Source organism: Streptomyces sp. cmx-18-6 (genome assembly GCF_046548915.1).
Lineage (GTDB): Bacteria > Actinomycetota > Actinomycetes > Streptomycetales > Streptomycetaceae > Streptomyces.
In genome coordinates this window covers 66,220-87,681 of record NZ_JAEBEP010000014.1, presented here as the reverse complement: position 1 = coordinate 87,681, position 21,462 = coordinate 66,220, and the positions used below count along the sequence as shown (strand labels likewise).

General features: G+C 71.4%; 16 protein-coding genes. 2 read left to right on the top strand and 14 right to left on the bottom strand.

What is annotated here, in order from left to right:
* Window positions 1–54: 54 nt before the first annotated feature.
* The 4 genes from fxsT to fxsA form a co-directional block, all read right to left on the bottom strand.
* Window positions 55–3,990 (bottom strand): FxSxx-COOH system tetratricopeptide repeat protein, encoded by a 3,936-nt coding sequence (fxsT, locus tag ACLJPL_RS27940; RefSeq protein ID WP_411083704.1) that lies wholly within the window; start codon window positions 3,988–3,990, stop codon window positions 55–57.
* Window positions 3,987–5,303, bottom strand: coding sequence for an FxsC protein (fsxC, locus tag ACLJPL_RS27935; protein WP_411083703.1), 1,317 nt, complete (start codon window positions 5,301–5,303; stop codon window positions 3,987–3,989). The genes fxsT and fsxC overlap by 4 nt, the downstream gene beginning before the upstream one ends.
* 140 nt (window positions 5,304–5,443) lie before the next feature.
* Entirely contained in the window at window positions 5,444–7,762 is a 2,319-nt protein-coding gene (gene fxsBH / locus ACLJPL_RS27930; protein ID WP_411083702.1) for a radical SAM/SPASM protein FxsBH, inactivated beta-hydroxylase extension form, read from the bottom strand.
* Window positions 7,763–7,825: 63 nt separating this feature from the next.
* The gene (fxsA, locus tag ACLJPL_RS27925; protein WP_411083701.1) at window positions 7,826–7,993 is read right to left on the bottom strand and encodes an FxSxx-COOH cyclophane-containing RiPP peptide; all 168 of its coding nucleotides are present in this window, start codon (window positions 7,991–7,993) and stop codon (window positions 7,826–7,828) included.
* Between the two features lie 211 nt (window positions 7,994–8,204).
* Between fxsA and ACLJPL_RS27920 the strand changes: the two genes are divergently transcribed.
* Complete coding sequence (locus tag ACLJPL_RS27920) at window positions 8,205–9,134, top strand: DUF4231 domain-containing protein (RefSeq protein ID WP_411083700.1); 930 nt, start codon at window positions 8,205–8,207, stop codon at window positions 9,132–9,134.
* 31 nt (window positions 9,135–9,165) lie between these two features.
* Here the strand turns inward: ACLJPL_RS27920 and ACLJPL_RS27915 are convergent, their stop codons facing one another.
* From ACLJPL_RS27915 to ACLJPL_RS27870, 10 genes are all read right to left on the bottom strand, one after another.
* Window positions 9,166–9,645: a hypothetical protein gene (locus tag ACLJPL_RS27915; protein WP_411083699.1), complete on the bottom strand. Its 480-nt coding sequence runs from the start codon at window positions 9,643–9,645 to the stop codon at window positions 9,166–9,168.
* Between the two features lie 267 nt (window positions 9,646–9,912).
* Window positions 9,913–10,812, bottom strand: a complete 900-nt coding sequence (locus ACLJPL_RS27910; RefSeq protein ID WP_411083698.1) for a S1 family peptidase — start codon at window positions 10,810–10,812, stop codon at window positions 9,913–9,915.
* Between the two features lie 265 nt (window positions 10,813–11,077).
* Window positions 11,078–11,899 carry a DUF1684 domain-containing protein gene (locus tag ACLJPL_RS27905; RefSeq protein WP_411083697.1) on the bottom strand — a complete coding sequence of 274 codons (822 nt, stop codon included), beginning with the start codon at window positions 11,897–11,899 and terminating at the stop codon, window positions 11,078–11,080.
* A gap of 4 nt (window positions 11,900–11,903) precedes the next feature.
* Window positions 11,904–13,184 carry an NtaA/DmoA family FMN-dependent monooxygenase gene (locus tag ACLJPL_RS27900; RefSeq protein WP_411083798.1) on the bottom strand — a complete coding sequence of 427 codons (1,281 nt, stop codon included), beginning with the start codon at window positions 13,182–13,184 and terminating at the stop codon, window positions 11,904–11,906.
* A gap of 14 nt (window positions 13,185–13,198) precedes the next feature.
* A complete protein-coding gene (locus ACLJPL_RS27895) occupies window positions 13,199–14,269 on the bottom strand; it encodes an LLM class flavin-dependent oxidoreductase (protein ID WP_411083696.1) in 1,071 nt (356 codons plus the stop codon).
* A 160-nt stretch (window positions 14,270–14,429) separates the two neighbouring features.
* On the bottom strand, window positions 14,430–15,407 hold the full coding sequence (locus ACLJPL_RS27890) for an ABC transporter substrate-binding protein (protein ID WP_411083695.1): 978 nt from the start codon (window positions 15,405–15,407) through the stop codon (window positions 14,430–14,432).
* 108 nt (window positions 15,408–15,515) lie between these two features.
* Window positions 15,516–16,268 (bottom strand): amino acid ABC transporter ATP-binding protein, encoded by a 753-nt coding sequence (locus ACLJPL_RS27885; protein ID WP_411083797.1) that lies wholly within the window; start codon window positions 16,266–16,268, stop codon window positions 15,516–15,518.
* Window positions 16,269–16,285: 17 nt separating this feature from the next.
* Window positions 16,286–17,203 carry an amino acid ABC transporter permease gene (locus ACLJPL_RS27880; RefSeq protein ID WP_411083694.1) on the bottom strand — a complete coding sequence of 306 codons (918 nt, stop codon included), beginning with the start codon at window positions 17,201–17,203 and terminating at the stop codon, window positions 16,286–16,288.
* A gap of 64 nt (window positions 17,204–17,267) precedes the next feature.
* Window positions 17,268–19,109, bottom strand: a complete 1,842-nt coding sequence (locus ACLJPL_RS27875) for an FAD/NAD(P)-binding protein (protein WP_411083693.1) — start codon at window positions 19,107–19,109, stop codon at window positions 17,268–17,270.
* Window positions 19,106–19,975 (bottom strand): amino acid ABC transporter permease, encoded by an 870-nt coding sequence (locus ACLJPL_RS27870; RefSeq protein WP_411083692.1) that lies wholly within the window; start codon window positions 19,973–19,975, stop codon window positions 19,106–19,108. Before ACLJPL_RS27870 ends, ACLJPL_RS27875 begins: the two co-directional genes overlap by 4 nt.
* Before the next feature lie 479 nt (window positions 19,976–20,454).
* Between ACLJPL_RS27870 and ACLJPL_RS27865 the strand changes: the two genes are divergently transcribed.
* Complete coding sequence (locus ACLJPL_RS27865) at window positions 20,455–21,405, top strand: ABC transporter substrate-binding protein (RefSeq protein ID WP_411083691.1); 951 nt, start codon at window positions 20,455–20,457, stop codon at window positions 21,403–21,405.
* Window positions 21,406–21,462: the final 57 nt, after the last annotated feature.

Here is a 21,462-nt window from a genome sequence, read left to right as displayed (position 1 = left end):
GGCCGGGGAGCGCCGAGCGGCCGGGCCCCGTGGCGGCGGGCCCGGCCGGTCTTCTCACACCGCCAGCGGTTCCAGTTCGCGCCGGAAGCGCTCCTCGTCCCGGACCGTCCGGGTGAGCGGGTGCTCGTCGCCGAGCTGCCGGGAGAGTTCGGCCAGCAGTTCGGCCCGCAGCCGCACCGCCTCCTCCTCCCGCCCCAGCGCCCGCAGCGTCACCGCCAGGTTCGAGGTCAGCGCCAGGGTCTCGGGGTGGTGGGCCCCCAGCGCGACCCGCATCTGCGCCGTCAGCCGCTGCTCCGTCTCCAGCACCAGGGGGAGATCGCCCCGGTCCGCCGTCGCGTTGGCCAGGTTCATGACGCAGAAGAGCGTGTTCGGGTGGTCGCGGCCGAACCTCTCCCGCATCGAGGCCACCACCAGCTTCAGGATCTTCTCCGCCCGCTCCGTCTCCCCGGTCTCCGAGAGGTAGACGCCCAGGTTGTTCTGGGCGGCCAGGGTGTACGGGTGTTTCTCGCCCGGCACCTTCATGTACTGGTCGACGACCTCCTGGGCGGTGTCCCTGGCCTCGGCCACCTCCCCGGCGGCGAACAGGTCGGCCGCCAGGTTGAGGTCGCAGGCCAGCGAGTCGGGGTTGGCGGAGGTGTACTTCGCCTTGTAGCGGGCGCGGGTGGCGACCGTCAGCCGGCGGGCGTCCTCCAGCCGGCCGGCCCGCCGCAGCGACACCGCCAGGCTCTTGGCCGCGCTCAGCGTCGTCGGGTAAGTGCGGCCCAGCGTCTCCTTGAAGCTCTCGTAGGTGCGGCTGAGGAGGCCCACGGAGTCCTCGTACCGCCCGACCTCCCGCAGGTCGCGGGCCAGGTTCATGGCGGAGGACAGGGAGTAGGGGTGCTGGGCCCCGAGCACCTCGGTGCGCCGGTCGTAGACGTCCTGGTCGATCTCGCGGGCCCGCGCGTACTGGCCGATGCTGCGCAGGTTCAGGGCCAGGTTGTTGGCGGCCGCCAGGGTCCTGGGGTGCGAGTCGTGGAAGATCTGGCTGAAGCCGTCGTGCGCCTCGGTGGCCAGCTCGATCGCCCGGCCGTAGTCGCCGAGCAGGCCCAGGTCGATCGCCAGGCTGCTGGTGGTCATGTACGTGTGCGGGTGCTCGGGTCCGAGCACCTCCCGCTGCCGGCGCAGGGTGAACTCGTCGAGCTCCTTGGCCTCCACGTACCGCCCGCGGGTGCGCAGGATGTTGGAGAGGTGGAAGCAGAGGTAGAGGTACTGGAGGTCGTGTTCGCCCAGCATCTCCAGCCAGGTCAGCCGCAGTTCCTCGCCCAGGGCCCCCGCCGTCCTGACGTCCCCGCGCTTCCACAGGTAGCGCACCCGGTCGATCAGGAGCCTGCGGGTCTCCGGCTCCTTGCAGTGGCGGGCGTCGCAGGGTCCCAGGTGCGGCCAGATCGCGGCGAAGCGCGGCCAGGTCTCCGGGTTGTCTATCGGCTCGTCGTCGTCGGGCCGGGCCCCGGCCAGGATGCGGTGGACGACGTGCCGTGCCTCGCGCTGCTCCTCCTCGCTGAGCTGGGCCTTGATCACCGCCTGGACGAGGCGGTGCACCTGGATGGAGTTGGAGACCTGGTCGACCTTGGCGAGGGCGAACCGGCCGATCTCCCGGATGACCCGGCCCAGCACCAGCTTCTCCTGGAGCGAGGAGTCGTACGGCTTCAGCGCCTCGATCATCTCCTTGCTGTAGAGGAGGTTCGCGGAGATCGGCTCGGGGGCGAAGAACGCGCAGAGCTGGAGGAGGCGCACCGCGGCGGGCGAGCGCTCCTTGAGCCGGGCGATGGAGATGTTCCAGGTGGCGGCGACCGGTTCCGGGTAGCCGGCGGGCTGGTTGAGGGCGAGCACCTGGGGGGCCTGCCGGGAGAGCTGTTCGAGATAGGCGTCGATGGGGGTGGCGGTCTCCGCGATCCAGGCCGCCGCCTGCTCGACGGCGAGCGGCAGGTCGCCCACGGCGGTGGCCACCTGGTCGGCGTCCTCGTCGCTCAGCCCGGGGGCGCGGCGCTGGAGGTGCTCGACGGACTCCTCCCGCAGGAAGACGTCGACGGGCAGCGCGTCCCCGTGCTGGGACCAGCTCTGGTTGCGGGAGGTGACCAGGATGTGGCCGGAGCCGCCCTGCGGGAAGTGGCGGCGCAGCGTCTCGGGGTCGTCGGCGTTGTCGAAGACCAGCAGCCAGCGGTCCGAGGGCACGCCGCGCCGCAGCAGGTCGACGGCTTCCTGGGAGGCGGCCGCCATGTCGTCGCCGCCCTGCGCGCCGAGCCGGACGGCGAGTTCGGCGAGGGAGGCGACCACGTCGTCGCCCTGCTCGGACGATATCCACCAGACCAGGTCGTAGTCGGCCATGAAGCGGTGCACGTACTCCAGGGCGACCTGGGTCTTGCCGACGCCGCCGAGTCCGTACAGCGTCTGGGGCTGCGGCAGGACCACGGCCATGCCGCCGCCGAGCTGGTCGCGCATCCGCTCCAGGACGAGGGAGCGGCCGGTGAACCCGGGGTTGCGGGGCGGTACGTTCCAGATCCGGGGCACGGTGCCGGGGAAGCGCGGTCCGGGCGAGACCCCGTCGGCCGGCTGTACCGGGCGGTCCAGCGCGCGCATCAGGGCGGTGGTGGCGTGGACCTCGTCCAGCCGGTAGAGGTCGACCGGGTTGCGGTCGATGTACGGGGCGCTCAGGCGTACGTCCCCGACCCTCAGCGGCAGCAGCTGACGCCGGCCGCCGCCCGGGTCCTCGGCGACCGCCCGCTCCCACATCTCCACCGCGCGCGGCGACTTGAGGTAGGCGCTGGAGAGCAGCACCACGGTGCGGGCGGCGTGCTCCGGGGTGAGCGCCGCCCGTTCCTCCGGGGGCCGCTCGGCGGAGACGTCGCGCGGCACGACCCTGAACCCGGCCCGGGTCAGGGCCGATTCGACCCAGTCGGCCCACATCCGGTTCTCCGCCACATAGCTGAGGAAGAGGTCGGCGGGCAGGGCGGGCCTGCGCCGGGTGAAGGCGTCCCGGATGCGCAGCCGCACCTCTTCGCCGACCGGGGGCATCGAGGTGATCTCCCGGCCGGTGATGACGGCGGTGAGCCGTTCGAAGGCGGAGAGAAGGGAGTTGGTGAGCCCGGACTCGTCGCCGAAGGTGGCGAGCGTCTCCTCATAGGCGTAGTACGGGCGGTAGGGGATCTCCACCGCGCCCCAGTAGGCGGTGAGTTCGTCGCCGGACAGATCGCGGGGCAGCCGGTCGAACTTGAGCCGGGCCAGCGCCCGTCCGGCGTCCGCCTTCTCCTTCTCGCCCTCGTCGATGCGCATCGGGACGGGGAAGATGGAGATGGGGCGGCCGGTGTAGCGCTCGGAGATCTGGCGGGCGACGGAGGCCGCACCGTCGATGGACTGGTCGCTGAGGGTGAAGCAGTCGACGAGCACGTCCGGGAGGTGGACGGTGCAGATGTCGGCGATGTCGCTGAGACCGGTCCGGCTGTCGATGAGGACGTAGTCGTAGTTGGCCTTCATGTCCTCGCGCAGCGCGTCGAAGAAGTGCCCGCCGCCCAGCCGGTCGTAGAAGTTGTCCCAGTCGAAGGTGGAGACGGTGGCCGAGTACTCGCGGTTCTGCCGTCCGGCGGAGACGAAGTCGAGCGTGCCGCCCCGGGGGAACTCCCAGCCGAGCGATTCGGGGGTCAGCGAGACGGCGTGCGGCTGGATGCGGGCGTAGTCGCGGTGCCAGTCGTCCGCGCGCCGGGCGGGGTTGGTCGCGGCCCAGGCGTACTCGGTGATCAGGTCGATCACGCCGGTGGTGGCGCCGAGGGTGGCGGGTTCGAGGAAGGGGTGGAAGAACCGGTGGAGACCGGGCGCCTCCAGGTCCCAGTCGACGGCCAGCACCCGTTTGCCGTTGGCGGCGAGGATCCAGGCGGTGTTGGCCAGGGCCATGGTGCGCCCCGTGCCGCCCTTGTACGAGTAGAAGGTGACGATGCGCCCGTCACGACCGGCACTCATAGGTCCTCCGCTTCCGTCGCAGGGTCGTGCGGGTCGGGTGTGTAGCTGGTGTGGCCCATGGGGCCCGTCAGCCGGGTCCGTTCGCCGTATCCGCCGCCGGGGCCCGGCGGGTAGGCCGTCGCGTGCCTCAGGTACTGCTGGGCGGCCACCTCGACGACCTGGGGCAGGATCTGGCCGAACGCCTCCATGGTGGGCACTCCTCTGGCGGCGGCGCGGCAGAAGGTGCGTCCGTGGCGCATCTTGGCCGGCATGGTCGCTTCGAGTTTCTGGGTCAGCTCGGCCTCCGCCGCCCGGCTCTGGTGGTCCTCGCGGCTCCACGGCACGACCATGGTGACCCAGGGCCGGTTCTCGGCGTCGAAGGCGGCGAGCCTGCGCCTGCGGTCCTCGTCCTGGAGGGCCCAGCGGTCGACGAGGAGGATCTCGGGGGTGCTGGGCGGCGCCTTGCCCTCGTGCCGGCCCGACTCCTCGTCGAACGAGGTGATGTGGGCCTGGTAGTTGAGCGACCGCACCAGCTCCTCGGCGACATAGGCCAGGGGGCGGGCGGCGGCCGGGTGGTAGGGGTTCCAGTCCTGCGGGTGGTCGCCGTAGTAGTCGCCGTCGCGTCCTTCGGGCAGGTCGTGGCGGGTGGGGGCGGCGATGGTGATCCGCATCGGCCGGGGCGCGCCGACCCCGCTGGTCGGGGAGCCGAAGGCGCTGGGCGCGAGGCGGTAGTCGACGGGTCTGCCGGTGTCGATGCGGACGGTGTCGGCGACGCGGACGATGCGTTTGGCCAGTTCGTAGACGGCCCGTTCGTATTCCTCGGCGAAGAGTCTGAGCTTGATCAGGCCGTAGAGGCCGTCGGTGACGTACCGTTCCCCGAAGTCGCGGTGGTTGAACTGTAACCGCTCGGCGGATCCGGGTAGTTGGTCGAGCGGCACCGGGACCCAGAGGGCCGGGACGATCGCCTCGGCGGGCTGGTTGCGGCGGGCCCGGTGGTGGATGGCGCGCTGCTCGAAGGCGTGCCACTCCTTGCCGCACATCTCACTGGCGAAGTAGCGCGGCGAGAACAGCGGGACGAAGACCCGGCAGGTGGCGAGGACTTCGCCCAGCCGTTCCGACCAGCCTTCGCCGGAGCGTATCTCGCGGTCCATGAAGCCCGCGGACGCGCCCGCGGGAAGGTCGGTCATGGCCATCACATGACCGCAGAGGTCCCGGAAGAGGCGCTCGACCCACATGTCGGGGTCCGTACCGCTGGCGACCCCCGGTGTGTGGGCGTAACTCAGAAAGAAGTACGGCCGATGGTCCGCCGCTCGCTGCTGCGTCGATGCGTGCACACGACCCCCGTCCTGTGTGAGCACTCGCTCCCGGGGAGTGGGAAGGGAATGCGAGCGAATTCATCATTCCGGAGCGGATGCGCTCCACCCCCCTGCCGTTCGGTCATTGAACGCTGCTTTTCAGTCAACCGTGACCATGTTCACCGGACTGCGGCGCCATCGGCATCGGTCTTGCGACCGTTCCTCCCGGATGTCCCCTGTGTACCGTTGATCTCTTTGCGCATCCGGGCGAGCAATTGTTTTCCGTCCACGGTCACTTCGGCCGCTTCTTCGATCATGTCGAGCGCTTGCGCGATTCCCGTGAGGAACCGTGGTGCGAGGAGACCGAGTCCCACCCGTTCATAGGTCTCCGAGAACAGCCGGGAGAACGGAACGGGCTCTTCCTCCAGCCAGGGCATCCGATGTTCCCAGGAACCGTCCGAGGCGTACAGATCCGTGACCTCGGCCAGCGCCCGCAGTTTCGCCCGGCGGAACCCCCCGAGCAGCCCGAGCGCGAGCTCCCGCACACCGCCGCCGGCCGCGAGGCCGAGCGCCCCGTACCCGTGCCGCCCCACCTGGACGGGCGCACCCGCGGCGAGCGGGGTGAGCGTGGTGAGCACGGTCGCCGCCTCGGCCGCCTGCTCGGGGACGGTCTCCGCGAGCAGGGCCCGGGCCCGGGCGAGGGAGGCGGCCCAGGCGTCGACGGCGGGCCGGTCGAGCCGGTCGGCGGCGGGCGCGTCGAAGCAGGCGCGGTACGGATCGAGATCGTCGAGTACGTATACGGGTACGGGCCCGGGCCCGCCGGCCGCGTACCCGGGTTCGCGCTCACCGGCCGCCCCGAGGGCGCGTACGGGCTGCCAGTGCGGGCCCTCCACCGCGCCGAGCGCGATGTGGCGCGCGCCCCCTTCGGCGTGGACGGCGAACCCGTCGCCCTCCGCCCGCACCAGGGCCGTGCCCCGCTCCCCCGGCCCGCCGACCCGGACCACGCCGAGAGTAGGCAGGAAGAGGCGGCCGTCGCGGTGGGCCACCGGGACGGCCAGGTCGAGCCGGGCGTGCACGGCGGCGGCGGCGACCGACGCGGCGAGCCGCTCCACCGCCGGGCCCTGAACCGGCCGCCCCTCCCGCAGCGTCTCCAGCGTGTCGAGCAGCCAGGTGCGGGTGTAGGGGTGGGCGAGGACCCGGGCCAGCGCCGCCTCCCCGGCCGGGCCGCTCTCGACCTCCGCGGCCAGCGCCCACGCCGTCTCCCAAACCTCCCCGCCCCTGCCGTCGAGGCTGCCGTGGAGGACGGCGAGCAGGGTGCGGGTCAGATCCTGCTGGGCGGAGAGCAGTTCGCCGGGTTCCCGGACGGCGGGCGACTCGCAGCCGGCGGCGGTCCGGTCCTCGATGCCCCGGATCAGGGCCGCCAGGTCGGCGCAGTAGACGGACGGGTTGTCGAAGCCGCCCGGTGAGCTGTAGCGGTGCGTGTAGAGCCCGCCGCCGCACGAGCGTACGACGGGGCAGCGGCGGCAGGTCTCGCTGACACCGGCCAGGCCGAGCTGGCGCGCCCGTACGCCGGGGTGGGCGGCGACCTCGTCGAGGCTGTGGGTGAAGACGTCGAACCCGGTGGCGGCGGCGCCCTCGTAGGCGCTCTTGAGGGAGTCCACCTGCTCCAGCTGCCCGTCCGTCTCGACGACGACCAGATCCGTGGGGGCGAGCCCCAGGGACTCGGTGAGGCTGGGGCCGCCGCTCAGCGTGGAGAGCACCGAGGAGAAGAGCCGGACCGGCACCGGCCGTCCCTGCTCCTGCCAGCGGTCGAAGACCGTCAGGAGCCAGTCGGCGTAGGCGGTGGGCGACCCGGCCGGGCGCGGCGGGGGCTCGTCCCAGGTGGCGTGCGGGAGGAGGAAGTCGATGAGCGGCGGTTCGAGTGCGGTGAGCGCGTCGAGGACGGCGACCGGGTCGTTGGCGATGTCGATCGTGCACAGGAGGCCGAGATCGAGATGGCGGTAGCGCTCCTGCCGGAGCAGCTCCACGGCCTTGAGGACCAGGGGATGGCTGCTGCGCCCGTCCGCGTAACGGCGGTGCCGGTCGTTGGCGGCGCGGTCGCCGTCGAGGGAGATGCCCACCTTGACGTCGAACTCGTCGAACAGGTCGAGATAGCGGGGGCTCAGCTGGAGGCCGTTGGTGTGGATGCGGAGATCCAGTTCGGCGACGCCCGCGAGGGCCGAGCCGAACTCCTCGCAGACGCGGCGCAGTCGGGCCGGTCCGGCGAGCAGTGGCTCCCCTCCGTGCAGGATCACTGACACGGAGGGCAGGGCGTGGGTCCTGGCGTGCTCGGCCAGGCGTTGAGCCGTCCGGGAAACAACATGGTCAGAGATCGTCTTCGGCCGGGTTCGCCAGCTCTGATCAGCATGTTCGTAGACATAACAATGGTCGCAGGCAAGATCACACCTGCTGTGAACCTTCAGAACGATTTCGCGGAATGGAACCGCGGGTCCTGTCATTCCACCAGTCTAGTCCAGTGCGAAGCACCGGGAATTCGACGATGCGAAGTCCTGCGACAGGCCCTAGAGAGCCGAGTTGAAGGTGGAAATCCGTGCGGGGCGGCCGGTCGCCGTGGGGATCACTCGCCCGAGCTTCCGGGCGGCGGAGCCACCGGAAATCTCGATCTTGGCGAGCGGCACACGGCTCTTCTTCGCATCAGCGAAGACAGGGGATGATTCGTAGGTCTTCACGGCCGTCCTAGGGGGGCTCGTTCCGGTCAGGGGGGCGATACCGGCAGGTGCACCATTGCAGTGCCCGGCGGCACGACTTTACCCTCATGGCCTAGGTGTGCAACTCGTGCCGCACTCTCGTAAGCCGAGTGACATACGGGACTGCTCCAAATGGTTCGGAATATTTCATTCCGACAACAGAGCCCCGACTACATGGGATACGGGAGCGAACATGACGGCGATTCCCGAACCTCTCCAGAGCATGGTTTTCAGGAACGCCGACCTGCCCGCCCTCTTCCACCGCACGGACGTCGTCGCCGTGTCGCGGCAGCGCGAGGCCGTGAACACCACCCGGATCCAGCTGGCGCTGCTCGTGGCGGGCACGGTCCCGGCGGCGCTCCCGTGGCACGACCGGGACGGGGCCGTCACCCAACTCCTCTATGCCGCAGCCGCGTTGGCGTATCTGGGTGTCCTGTTCACGACCTACCTCGCCTCGCGGCGCAAAGCGAAGTCGCATTGGCAACTCAACCGTTCGGCAGCGGAGTTCATCAAGTCCCTCTGCTGGCGCTACGCGGTCCACGGCTCGCCCTTCGACACCTCGACGCACCACCCGGAGGCGCTGTTCGCCAACCGGCTGGAGGAGGGGCTCCAGGAACTGCGCAAGGTGGGCTGGGCCGATCCGCGCGAGTCGATGACGGACGACGACGGCACGGTCATCACGGCGTCCATGCGCGCGTTACGGGGCAAGGCGTTCACCGTACGCAAGGAGACGTATGTACGGGACCGGCTCATCGAGCAGCGGCGGTGGTACCGCGGACGGCGGCTGACCTCCCGGCGCGGTGCGCTCGTCTGGTCCGGGGCCATCGTCGCGCTGACCCTTCCGGCGCTGGCGCTGAGCGTGCTCCAGGCCCTCGGCGTGGGCCGCTCCCTCGGGCTGACCGGGGTGCTGTCCGCGGCCGGAGCGGCCTGCCTCGCCTGGAACGAGCTGCGCCGCCATCACCCGTTGATCTCCGCGCACTCCCTGGTGGAGGACGACCTGGAGTCGATGCAGGCCGCGATGGAGACCACGCTCACCGAGCGGCAGTGGCCGGTCGCGGTGTACGAGACCGAGCGGATCGTGTCGCCGGAGCACACCGACTGGCTGGTCCGACACCGTACATGACGGGCCGTCAGGCAACTGGGCGCGGGTTCCGTCAGTCGCGTTCCACCCCGTCGCGCCAGATGACGGTGACCGGCCGGCCCAGCGTCCGGGCGTAGGTCACGATGTCGCCCGTGCCGCCGAGGCCCCGCGCCGGGCGGCCGTCCCAGACGGCCAGCAGCAGGTCGCAGTGGTCGGCGATGTAGGCGCCCGCCGCGAAGTACGCCTCGTCGGTGGAGTGCGGGAAGTCCAGCCGGATCTCCTGTGCGGCACGGGACCTGAGCATCCGGTAGCGGGCCAGGTCGACGGCGTCCTCGAAGGACGCCTCGTAGTCGCCGCTGGGGATCACCGCCGTCAGCTCGGCCCCGCAGCCGAGGGCGAGGCCGGCGAAGAGCTGGTCCGCGCCGACCGCCAGGCTGGAGAGCGCCTCCGTCGCACCGCCGGCGTCGCACAGGGCCGTCCGGAGACCGGCGAGCACATGGGCCCGGGCCCGGGCGGGGATGGAGCGGTGACCGGTCACTCCGATGCGATTCACGGGCCTAAAACCCCCTGGCGTCAGCGTTTCCCGTCCACCTGGTCGTGGCAACATCCTCTCAAGAGCCACGGGGCGAGGGGGAGCCCCCGCCCGGATCCCGGACGGGGGCTCATCAGTGCGGACGGTTCCAGGGGCGGCCTTCGGGTCGTCGGGTTGTCCCGCCGTCAGGCTGCCAGGCTGTCAGGCCGTTCAGACCCTGGCCCGCCAGGCCGCCGGACCTGGCGGGCCGGTCGGCCGGCCCCTTGAGTCTCTGCGGCCCGCCGGGCCTCAGAAGACGCTGACGCCGTACGCGCTCAGGGCCTCGGTGACCGGCTGGAAGAAGGTCGTACCGCCCGAGGAGCAGTTGCCGCTGCCGCCGGAGGTGAGGCCGATCGCCCGGGTGCCGGAGTAGAGCGGGCCGCCGGAGTCGCCGGGCTCGGCGCACACGTTGGTGCGGATCATGCCGTACACGACGTCGCCGCCGCCGTAGTTGACGGTGGCGTTGAGGCCGGTCACCGAGCCGCTGCGGGTGCCGGTGGTGGAGCCCCGGCGGGTGACGGACATCCCCACGGTGGCGTTGGCGGCGCTGGTGATGTCCTGGCCGCCGACCGTGCCGTCCTTGGGGATGGTGTTGTTCGTGTACCGCACGATGCCGTAGTCGTTGTTCGGGAAGCTGGAGCCGGAGGCCGTGCCGAGCACGGTGGTGCGGGCGGAGTTCGCCCACCAGGTGCCCGTCCCGTTGGTGCAGTGGCCGGCGGTCAGGAAGTAGTAGGTGTTGCCGCTGCGGACGTTGAAGCCCAGCGAACAGCGTCCGGTGTTGGAGTAGATCGCGTCGCCGCCGGAGATCAGCTTGTTGAACGTGCCGGGCGTGCGCTCGATGGTGAGGGCGGAGGCGTTGGCGCCCGCCGCCTTCTTGATCTGCGCGATCTCCGCCCGCGTGACCGTGCTGTCCACGGTGACCAGCAGGCGGTTGGTGCTCGGGTCGATGTTCCAGGCGGTGCCCGCGATGTCGGCGCCGAGCACGGCGTCGCTCGCGGAGGTGAGCTGGGCGGCGCTGAACGTGCCGGTGGGTTCGGCACTGGCGGTGGGAACGGTGAACGCCGCGACGGCGGCGAGTCCGGCGAAGACGGCCGTGGTACGGATGCGTCTCGCGTGGGTGCGGCGGGGGTTGGTGCGCTTGATCCTCACTTCGGGTTCCTCCGAGGGGAATCGGGGGCCCGCCTGTGGGGTGGCGGACCCGTGAGGCGCAGTCGGGGGCGGACGGTCCCGGTCCTAGAGTTGCCGTGCCCCTGACAATCGCTGACGGGAGTATCGAGGGGTCCGGACAGACGGCGCAAGAATGCCTTTCGGCCACGCGCGCACCACGCACCCCGCACCACGCACCCGGCCCCCGGCGGCCGTCGAGGCTGCCGGGGGCCGGGAGGGGCCGGGGAGGCGGGAAGGGTGCGCCGGTTCAGGCGTCCAGGCGGTTCCGCTCCCCCGCCGGGACCGGCACGGTGAGGGTGTTGCCCGGGGGCGGGAAGGGGCAGATGAAGTGATCGGCGAAGGCGCACGGCGGCAGCAGCGCGCGGTTGAAGTCGACGTTCACGCTGCCGTCCTCGGCCGGCGCGCCGGGCCGCAGGAAGCGGAAGCGGTAGCTGCCGTCTCCACTGGTGGCGTCGGCGAAGACGGCCCACAGCGCACCGTCCGGCTCGACCGCGACCTGGAGCGTGTGCTCGTCGCCGTCCACCGTGAAGGCGATCTGCCCGCCGAGCCCGAGACCCCGCTCGACCCCGTCCGCGTTGGGCACCCGTACGGCCCGCTCCTCGTCGTACGGGCGGAAGGTCCCCGGCAGCGCCCAGTCCGGGTCGTACGGGGTCGCGTCGATGGTCGAGAAGGCGCGCCGCGAGGGTGCGTCCGGGTCGAAGTCCCGTACCGCCCAGAGCCCTTCGCGGCGGAGCACCACCAGCCGCCGGTCCCCCTGCGCCACCCGGGAGTCGTCGACGGGCCCGCGGTCCGCCACGAGCCGGACCTCGCCGGTCAGCGGCTTGCCGTCGACAACGATGCCGTCCTCGGCGGCGGCGGTCAGCACCACCTCGTCGCCGTCCTCGCGCCACTGCCCGGGGACGGCCGGAATTCGCCCTTCCGGGTAGTCGGAGAGCCAGTGGGTCCCGGTCAGCGAGAGCGGGCCGTAGGGGGCGGCGACCGCGAAAACGCGCTCCTCGTGCCACCGCTGCCAGTCCCTCACGGCGTCCGGCTCCCCGGTCTGCTGGTGCTGCTGTGCGTCGGTGCTCATGCGGTCAACCTTTCCACACCGGCTCCGCGAGGCCGAGGTGCGACCGCAGCGTGGAGCCGGAGTACTCGGAGCGGAACGCTCCGCTTTCCTGGAGGAGCGGGACGACCCGGTCGACGAAGTCGTCCAGGCCGCCGGGGGTGAGATGCGGTACGAGGATGAAGCCGTCCGCCGCCCGCTCGTCGACGAACGCGGTCAGCTCCGCCGCGACGGTCCGCGGAGAGCCGATGAACGACTGCCGGGTGGTCGTCTCGATGACCGTCTGCCGCAGCGAGAGCCCCTTGGCCTCGGAGATCGCGCGCCAGCGGGCGGCGACCGCGAACGGGTCCCCGTGCAGGACCCGCCCCTTGACCAGGCCCGAGTCGACGACCGGGTCGACCTCGGGGAGCGGCCCGTCCGGGTCGTACGCGGAGAGGTCGGCGCCCCAGACCTGCTCGGCGGCGAGGATCGCGTTCTGCGGGGAGACCTGCTGCCGGCGGATCTCGTACGCGTGCTCCTGCGCCTCGGCGTCGGTGTCGCCGAGCACCACGGTGACCCCGGGCATGATCCTGAGGTCGTCGGGCGCCCGCCCGTACGCCGCGAGCCGGGCCTTGACGTCGGCGTAGAAGACGCGGCCCGCGTCCAGGGTGCCGTGCCGGGTGAAGATGACGTCGGCGGCGGACGCGGCGAACTCCCGGCCCTCGTCGGAGTCCCCGGCCTGGATCACCACGGGATGGCCCTGCGGGGAGCGCGGCACGGTGAACTCGCCGGAGATCGTGAACTGCTCCCCCTCGTGCGCGAAGGGGCGGGATGTGCCGTCCGGCGTCCAGGAGTCCCACAGCTCGCGGGCGGTGGCAACGAACTCGGCGGCCCGGGTGTAGCGGTCGGCCCGGTCCAGATAGCCGCCGCGGCGGAAGTTCTCCCCGGTGAAGGCGTCGGAGGAGGTCACCACGTTCCAGGCGGCGCGGCCCTCGCTGAGGTGATCGAGGGTGGCGAGGCGGCGGGCCAGCTCGTAGGGCTCGTTGAAGGTGGCGTTCACGGTGGCGGCGAGGCCGAGCCGTTCGGTGACGGCGGCCAGCGCGTTCAGGACGGTCAGCGACTCGGGCCGGCCGACGACGTCGAGGTCGTGGATGCGGCCGTTGTGCTCCCGCAGCCGCAGCCCCTCGGCGAGGAAGAAGAAGTCGAACTTCCCGCGCTCCGCCGTCCGGGCGAGGTGTTCGAAGGAGGAGAAGTCGATCTGGCTGCGGGAGCGGGGGTCGGCCCACACGGTGGTGGCGTTGACGCCCGGGAAGTGGGCGGCCAGATGCATGGTGCGGGGCACGGTCAGACCTCCTTCGAAGAGGCGGTCGCGTAGCGACTGGCGGGGCGGACGAGTCCCAGGTGTTCGCGCAGGGTCCCGCCGGGATAGAAGGTGCGGAAGAGGCTGCGGTGCTGGAGGAGGGCCACGGTGCCGTTGACGATCCTTTCGAGGTCGCGCTCCGGGGTGATGGGCGTGAGGTGGAAGCCGTCCGCCGCGCCCGCCCGGTGCCATTGGGCGATGAGGTCGGCGAGGTCGACCGGGCCGCCCCGGAAGTAGGTGCCCCGCCCGGCGAGTCGCGGCCCGCTCTCCAGCCCGGGTTCCTGCGCCGTCTCGGCGTCCCCGAGGTCGACCGTGAGCGCCACCAGGACCCGCAGGGCGTCGGGGTCGCGCCCGTGGGCGGCGGCCCCGCGGCGCAGTTCGTCCCGGACGGCGGCCGCCTGCTCGGGTGAGGTGGCCCGGGTGTGCACGACGTCCGCGTGCCGGGCCGCCGCCTCCCTGGCCGGGGCGGTGGTGGAGTCGAAGACGGTGACGGGCCTGCCCTGGGGCGGGCGCGGCACGATGGCGGGGCCCTTCACCGTGAAGGCGGAGCCCTCGAAGTCGACGTAGTGCAGCTTGTCCCGGTCGATGAAGCGGCCGGTGGCGGTGTCGCGGATCTCGGCGTCGTCCTCCCAGCTGTCCCACAGCCGCGCGGAGACGTCGGCCGCTTCCCCGGCCTCCTGCCACAGGGCGTCCGAAGGCGCGGCGGAGCGTCTGCCGAAGAGGCGGGCCTCCGCCTCGGTGGTGGAGACGTCGGCGTGCCAGCCGGCCCGGCCCTTGCTGACCCAGTCCAGGGAGGCGACGGCCGAGGAGACGTGGAAGGGCTCGGTGTGGGTGGTGGTGACGGTCGGGACGAGGCCGATGCGGTCGGTGGCGGGCGCGACGCGGGCGAGGACCGCGAGCGCGTCGAGCCCGGGGCGGGCGAAGGAGTCGCCGAGGGTGACGTAGTCGAGGGCGCCGCCTTCCGCGAGCCGGGCGAGGCGGAGGTAGTGCCCGGCGTCGTAGTGCGGCGGGCCGCCGATCTCGGCGGCCAGGTGGAGCGGTGTTCGGGCGGACATTGCGGGACCTCTCGGGTCGACGGTCGGGCGGGGGCCTCGCCCGGGGGTGTCCGGCTGATCAGGACGGACGCCCCCGGCGGTCATCGGCGGTGCGGGCCCCGTGGAGAGGACCTGCCGGGTCCCGCGGAAGCCGTTGCCGGTTCCGCGGGGCCCCGCGCGGTCAGCTCTTGGTCTTGGGCAGGCCGGGCGGGTTGATCTCCGACTTCTCCACGGCCTCGCCCCTCAGCCCCCAGCGCTCCAGGACCTTGCCGTACGAGCCGTCCTCGATGATGTGGTCGAGTGCGGCCGCGTACGCCTTGACCAGGCCGCTGTCCTTCTTGGTGGTGGCGGCGATCTTGCCCTGGAGCTTGCCGCCGGCGCCGGAGATCTGGCCGACGATCTCGCTCTGGCCCGCCGTCTCGACGTGGTAGGCGGCGGACGGGCTCGGGCTGAGATGGGCGTCGATGCGGCCCGACTGGAGGGGCAGGAAGTAGTCGTTCTCCTTCTGGAAGTACTTGATCTCCACGGGCTTGCGTCCGGCCTTGACGTTCTCCTCGCTCCACTCGACGAGGATCTTCTCCTGGTTGGTGCCGGAGGAGACCGAGATCGTCTTCCCGGCGACGTCGGCGGGGCCGTTCACCTTCCAGCCGGAGCCCTTCTTGGCCTCGAAGGCGATGTTGTCGAGCCGGTAGGTGGCGAAGTCGTACTTCTCCTTGCGCTCCTCGGTCACGGTGACGTTGGAGAGGACGGCGTCGAACTTGGAGCTGTCCAGGCCGACGAAGAGGTTCTCCCAGGAGACCTGCTCGAACTTCGGCTCCAGGCCGAGGGTGTCGGCGAGGAGGGTGGCGATGTCGATCTCGGAGCCGATCCGGGTCTTGTCGTCGGTGGCGTAGAAGCCCAGCGGCGGCACGGTGTCCGCGCTGGCGCCGATCCTCAGCGTGCCGCGCTCGCGGATCGCCTTGGGTACGAGGTCGGCGACGGCGTCCACCTTCTTGCCTCTGAGACGGTTCTGATCCGGTCCGATGTTGATACCGGTGTCCTTCTTGCCCTGGGGGGCCGCCACGTCGGTGGAGGCGTCGTCGGGGTTGCCGCAGGCGGTGAGCAGTCCGGTGGCGGTGAGCGTGGCGATGGCGAGGGTGATGCTGCGGCGGACGGACACTACGTACTCCTTGCGAGTGATGCGGATGAGAGGGACATGCGGGCGGTTCGCGAACCCATGACGGCGTTTCGCGGAACCATGGGGCGGTTCGGGGAACCTCAAAGCGGTTCAGAGAACCTTGGAGAGGAACGCGCGGGTGCGTTCCTGGGTCGGGCGGTCCAGTACGTCGGCGGGCGGGCCCTGCTCGACGATCCGGCCCTCGTCCATGAAGACGACGGTGTCGGCGACCTCACGGGCGAAGCCGATCTCATGGGTGACGACGATCATCGTGGTGCCGCCGTGCGCCAGGTCCTTGATGACGTCGAGGACCTCCCCGACGAGCTCGGGGTCCAGGGCGGAGGTCGGCTCGTCGAAGAGCAGCAGCTTGGGCTCCAGCGCCAGGGCGCGGGCGATGGCGACGCGCTGCTGCTGGCCGCCGGAGAGCTGCGCCGGATAGGCCGAGGACTTGTCGACGAGCCCGACCCGGGCGAGCAGCTTCTCCGCCGAGGCGACGGCCTCCTTGCGGGGGCGGCGCAGCGCGGAGACGGGGGCCTCGATGATGTTCTCCAGCACGGTGAGGTGCGGGAAGAGGTTGAAGTTCTGGAAGACGAACCCGATCTTGGTGCGCTGGCGCAGCACCTCGCGCTCGCGGAGCTCGTAGAGCTTGTTGCCGTCCCTGCGGTAGCCGACCAGGGTGCCGTCCACGCTGATCCAGCCCTGGTCGACCTTCTCCAGGTGGTTGATGGTGCGCAGCAGGGTGGACTTGCCGGAGCCGGAAGGGCCGAGGATGACGGTCACCTCGCTGGGCCGCACCGACAGGTCGACGCCGCGCAGCACCTCCAGGGAGCCGAAGTTCTTGTGCACGGACCGGATTTCGACCATGGCATCGCTGGGTGCGCTCATCGCACGGCCCCCTTGGCGTAGTGACGTTCGACGTAGTACTGGATGATCGAGAGGGCCGTGGTGAGGAGGATGTACCAGGCGGTGGCGACCATCAGCAGCGGGACGACCCGGCCGCTGCGGCCGTAGACGACCTGGACCTGGTAGAAGAGTTCGCCGATCGCCATGACGGAGACGATCGAGGTGCCCTTGAACAGCGAGATGATCTCGTTGGCGGCGTTGGGCAGGATCGAGCGCATCGCCTGCGGGAGCACGATCCGGCGCAGCTGCCGGAACTTGGGTATGCCGAGGGCCGCCGCCGCCTCCAACTGCCCGCCGCCGACCGCCAGTACACCGCCGCGCACGATCTCCGCCGCGTACGCCGCCTGGTGCAGCGCGAGGCCGAGGACGGCGGCGCTCACCGCGCCGACCAGGTTCATCGTGTCGAAGGTGAAGAAGCCGGGCCCGAACGGGATGCCGAACTGCAACTCCTTGTAGAGGTAGGCGAGGTTGAACCAGAACAGCAGCTGCACGATGAGCGGGATCGAGCGGAACGCCCAGATGTAGCCGTACGCGACCGTCCTCAGGAACGGGCTGGCCGACAGCCGCATGAACGCCAGCACGATGCCGAGCGCGAAGCCGAGGACCGTGCCGTAGAAGGTCAGTTGGAGGGTGAGCCAGACGGCTTGCAGGATGACCGGCGCGGCGAAGAACTGCGCGAAGACGTCCCACTCCCAACCGGGGTTGGTGATCAGCCCGTTCAGGAACTGGGCGACCAGGATCGCGGTCGCGGCGACGGCGACCCAGCGCCAGGGATGGCGGGCCGGTACGACGGTCAGCGCCCCGTAGTCGGCGCCGGGGTCGGCGGCCTTCTTCGCGAGCGGGCCGTCGGGGGTGCCGGCGGATGGGCCGATGGGTGGATCGCTGGTCAGCGACATGGCGGGGTCCTTGGGAGCGGTGGTGGCGGTGGTACGGAGGTGAGGTGCGGCGGGTACGGCGGCGTCAGGAGGCGAGCCGGCCGCTACAGGAGAGGTCGCGCAGGAAGCTGAGCGCGGCGCGGGCGGCGGCGTCGTTCTGCCGGAAGGCGGGTCCGCCGGTACGGGGGCGGGTGAAGGCCCCGCTGTTGCGGGCCGTGGTGAACGGGCCCAGGGCGAAGCGGCGCGGGTGCGGGCGGCCCTCGCGGTCCAGGACGCGGCTGTCGCCCGGGTCCACGGAGAGCAGCCCCGTGTCGGTGACGGCGGCCCCGTCCTCGTACAGGGTGCGCAGCAGCGGGCTGGCGGTGTGCCGCAGCGAGGGGTCCGGGAGGCGGGCCTCGACCAGGGCGCGGGCCTCGACCCGCTCGCCGGGGACGGTCGCGCCGCCGGCCCGGAAGACGCCGCGCTCCTCGTCGGCCTCGACGGTGACCGACGCGCCGAGGAAGCGCACGACGCCGGCCCGGGAGAGGGCGAGCAGCTGCTCCAGGCGGGGGCCGGGCGGGCCGGAGGCGAGGTAGCTGAAGAAGCCGTGCCACCAGTTGCCGATGTCGCCGAGCCGGATGAGCTGCGCGTAGGCGGAGAGCAGCCCGAGGAAGACCGCGAGATCCGTGCTGTGGTCAGGATCGTGACGGCGGGTCAGGTCGGCGGTGATGTAGTCGCGCAGCCCTTCCTGGAACGCTTCGGCGCTCGCGTACGTCACGCCGTCCAGCGGCCGGTCGAGCGCGTCCAGGTCGAGCCGGTCGGCGGGATCGGGCACGGCGTCGGCGACCAGGTCGGCCAGTTCGGGGCTGCCGGGGTCGGCGGCGGCGTACTTCGCGTCGAAGACCTCGGGGTCCAGGGCGGTGCGCTCGGGGTGGGCGGTGAACAGCCGGTGGTAGTGGGCGTGCCCGAGCTCCTTGGCGACCAGGGGCCACACATCGCGCCGGAAGTCGAGCGGCCCGGGGCGGCTCACCAGCGCGTCGGCCCATGCGGGGGTCAAGTGGCGTGGCAGGGGCGGGCGTTCACCGCTCCAGGGGTAGCCGATCTTCGAGTGGTACGGGACGCCGCGCCGCGATCCCACGTACAGCACGGGCTCACGCCCCGAGGGCAGGTAGACGCCGTTCTCGTGGCGTCCGCCGCGCCCCTCGGTGAGCAGGACCATCAGGTCGATGAAGGCGAGGCCGAAGCCCCGGACGATGACCGGTTCGCCGGCGGGCAGGGCGGTGAGGTCGGTGTCGGCGGTGAAGTCGGGCGGCAGGTGGATCAGCCCGTGCCGTGCCGCGAAGTCGCTCAACTCGTCCTGCTCCGGCTCCTGTTCGGCGTCCAGGTGGCCGACCGTCAGGACGACGAGGTCGGCGACGATCGGTTCGGCGCGGTCCGCGAGCCGCACGCGCTGGCGGGAGCCGCGCGGGCCGGTGACGGCGAGGGCGGTGGTGCGGTGCTCGTGGATGGTGACGCCGGGCGGCAGATCCGCCACGGCGCGCTCGAAGGTCCAGCGCAGATAGGCGCTCTGGAGCCGTCTGCTGGGGAAGTCCTGGCCCCTCAGGCCGTGTATCTCGGCCAGCACGGCGGGCTCCGCATCGGGGGTGACGCGTCCGGCGCGCACCTCCTTCGCCCAGGCGTCCAGGGCCGGGCCCGCCACGACGGGACCGGCCAGCTCCACCGTCTCGTCGGTGAACATGGTGACGTCCTCGGCCATGGAGTTCATCCACAGCAGCGGCGACTGGTCCGGCCGCCAGATCCGCCCGCCGCCCGCCGGGTGGGGGTCGACCAGATGGATGTCCAGGCGCAGATCCCCGTACAGCTCACGGGCGTTGGCGGCGATCCGCTCGATGACCCCGGTGCCGCGCGGTCCGCCGCCGATGACCACCAGGGTGGGCGCGGTGCTCATCGCGAACCCGCCGTGCCGCGTGCGTAGTAGCGCTCCACATAGCGCTGGCCGACGCTCAGCAGGGAGGTGACCGCGGCGTACCAGAGGGTGGCGACGAGCAGCAGCGGGATGACCTGGTAGGTGCGGTGGTAGACGAGCTGGACGGAGTAGAGCAGGTCCTGCACGGCGATGATGCTGACGATCGAGGTGCCCTTGAGGGTGCCGATCAGCATGTTCCCGGCCGGCGGCACGATGGAGCGCATCGCCTGCGGCAGCACGATGCGCCGGAAGCGCCGCCAGGGGCCGAGGCCCAGGGACTGGGCGGCCTCCACCTGGCCGCGTTCCACGGAGAGGATGCCGCCGCGCACGACCTCGGCGGCGTAGGCGGCCTCGTGCAGGGTCAGCCCGATGACGGCGATGGTGACCGGCCCGAGGAGGGTGACGGTGGAGACGCCGAAGATCTGCGGGTACAGGGCGCCGATGTTGAACCAGAACAGCAGCTGGACCAGGATCGGGGTGGACCGGAACAGCCAGACGTACCCCCAACTGACCGCCTGGAGAACGGGGTTGCCGGACAGCCGCAGCACGGCGAGCAGGGCTCCGAGCACGAAGCCGAGCACCATGACGACCGCGGTGAGCCACAGGGTGAGCCAGAGTCCGCGCAGGACGGAGGCGGTGGCGAAGTAGGAGCCGACGACGTCCCACTGGAAGGCTTCGTTGCGGACGACCGAGTTCAGCGCGAGCCCGAGGAGCACGAGAACGGCGACTGCCGCTGTCCAGCGGCCCGTCCGGCGGACGGGAACGATGCGGGGCACCGCACTGTCGTCGTAGGTGACGGGTGGCGGCGCGGAGGGCGAGGAAGGCAGCAGATCGGTCTGCGGGGGCATGCGAGGGCTCCGTGGATGCCGAGATCGAACACGGGGCGTACCTTCACACCGAAAACCACACGTGGACCGGGCCCCTCAGCGCCGGTCCGCCTCCGAGATAAGCGGTGAACACGGCGCGTTGTCAAGCCTGTCCACACTCTGAACCGTACGTCTCAAGTCGGTTGACGCGCACCCGGATGCCTGTTCCACTGGCCCCATGTATTCGCAGCAGTGGCTGGTCACCCGCTCCCACATCGACTTCGGTCGCGTGTGGTCCTCTTCCTGTTGAGCTGACCCTCTGCTGTCCGGTTTTCCCTGCTCACGCCCCTTCTTCGGCGTTCGAGCACCGTTCCTCGCGTGACTTCACCCGCACCGCACCGCACCACCCTCCCCTCGTACCGCCGCACCTTCGCGCACCGCCGAACCTCCGCCGCCGCTCCGCGCCCCCACCGGCCCGGGGCCGGTCGGCATACCTTGACGAACCCGGAGAAGACAGAGCCATGCCCAGATCGCGCCACAACGCCCTCTTCGCCCTGATCACCGTCGCCGCCCTGTCCCTCACCGGCTGCGCGGACCCGGCGGAGCCCGGGGCGGGCTCCGCCAAGGGCGAGGCCAAGGGGAAGACCCCGACCACGGACGTGGTGTCCGCGGTGAAGAAGGACGAGGCGGCGGCGAAGCTGCTGCCCGAGGAGGTCCGCAAGGCGGGCACGCTGCGGATCGCGGCCTCCACCGGCGCCCCGCCCGGAGCCTTCTACGAGGAGGACGGCACCACGCTGGCCGGCGCGGACATCGACTTCGCGGACGCGGCGGCCAAGGTGCTGGGGGTGAAGCTGAAGCGCGAGGTGGCGTCCTTCGAGGCGATCCTCCCGGCGCTCGGCAGCGGGAAGTACGACCTGGGCACGGGGAACTTCGGCGTCACCGAGGAGCGCCTCAAGACCATCGACTTCGTGACGTACATCAACGACGGGCAGGGCTTCGCGGTCCGCGACGACAGCGAGTTGAAGGAGGTCACCGACCTCACCCAGCTGTGCGGCCTGACCGTGGGGACGACGGCGGGCACCACCTTCGAGGTGACGCTGGAGCAGAACCGGGGCCGGTGCGCCGAGGAGGGCAAGAAGCCCTACGAGGTGAAGACGTACGCGGACCAGGCGGCGGTCTGGCTCTCGCTCCAGCAGAAGCGCAGCGACGTGATCATGTCCACCATCAACGGACTGCGCTACGCCGTGAGCCAGCAGGAGGGCCTGCGCTTCGTCAACGAGTTCAAGCGCCTCGACGTCGGCTTCGCCTTCAAGAAGGGCACCCCGCTGGCGCCCGCCTTCCAGGCCGCGGTCAACCAGCTCAAGAAGGACGGGACCTACGACCGGATCCTGGAGAAGTGGGGCACCACCGGGTCCGCGATCGAGGAGTCGCAGATCTCGCCGCCGGAGCTGAAGGGACCCGACCCGAAGTAGCCCGACGCCGCCCGCCCGGGCCCGCCCGCCGGAACTCCGCGCGGGCGGGCCCCGCCG

Excerpts from the sequence above, each read along its gene's own strand:
- fxsT (WP_411083704.1), bottom strand. The coding sequence starts at position 3,990 with ATGAGTGCCGGTCGTGACGGGCGCATCGTCACCTTCTACTCGTACAAG.
- fxsBH (WP_411083702.1), bottom strand. The coding sequence starts at position 7,762 with ATGACAGGACCCGCGGTTCCATTCCGCGAAATCGTTCTGAAGGTTCAC.
- ACLJPL_RS27920 (WP_411083700.1), top strand. The coding sequence starts at position 8,205 with ATGACGGCGATTCCCGAACCTCTCCAGAGCATGGTTTTCAGGAACGCC.
- ACLJPL_RS27905 (WP_411083697.1), bottom strand. The coding sequence starts at position 11,899 with ATGAGCACCGACGCACAGCAGCACCAGCAGACCGGGGAGCCGGACGCC.
- ACLJPL_RS27900 (WP_411083798.1), bottom strand. The coding sequence starts at position 13,184 with ATGCATCTGGCCGCCCACTTCCCGGGCGTCAACGCCACCACCGTGTGG.
- ACLJPL_RS27895 (WP_411083696.1), bottom strand. The coding sequence starts at position 14,269 with ATGTCCGCCCGAACACCGCTCCACCTGGCCGCCGAGATCGGCGGCCCG.
- ACLJPL_RS27885 (WP_411083797.1), bottom strand. The coding sequence starts at position 16,268 with ATGGTCGAAATCCGGTCCGTGCACAAGAACTTCGGCTCCCTGGAGGTG.
- ACLJPL_RS27880 (WP_411083694.1), bottom strand. The coding sequence starts at position 17,203 with ATGTCGCTGACCAGCGATCCACCCATCGGCCCATCCGCCGGCACCCCC.
- ACLJPL_RS27875 (WP_411083693.1), bottom strand. The coding sequence starts at position 19,109 with ATGAGCACCGCGCCCACCCTGGTGGTCATCGGCGGCGGACCGCGCGGC.
- ACLJPL_RS27870 (WP_411083692.1), bottom strand. The coding sequence starts at position 19,975 with ATGCCCCCGCAGACCGATCTGCTGCCTTCCTCGCCCTCCGCGCCGCCA.
- ACLJPL_RS27865 (WP_411083691.1), top strand. The coding sequence starts at position 20,455 with ATGCCCAGATCGCGCCACAACGCCCTCTTCGCCCTGATCACCGTCGCC.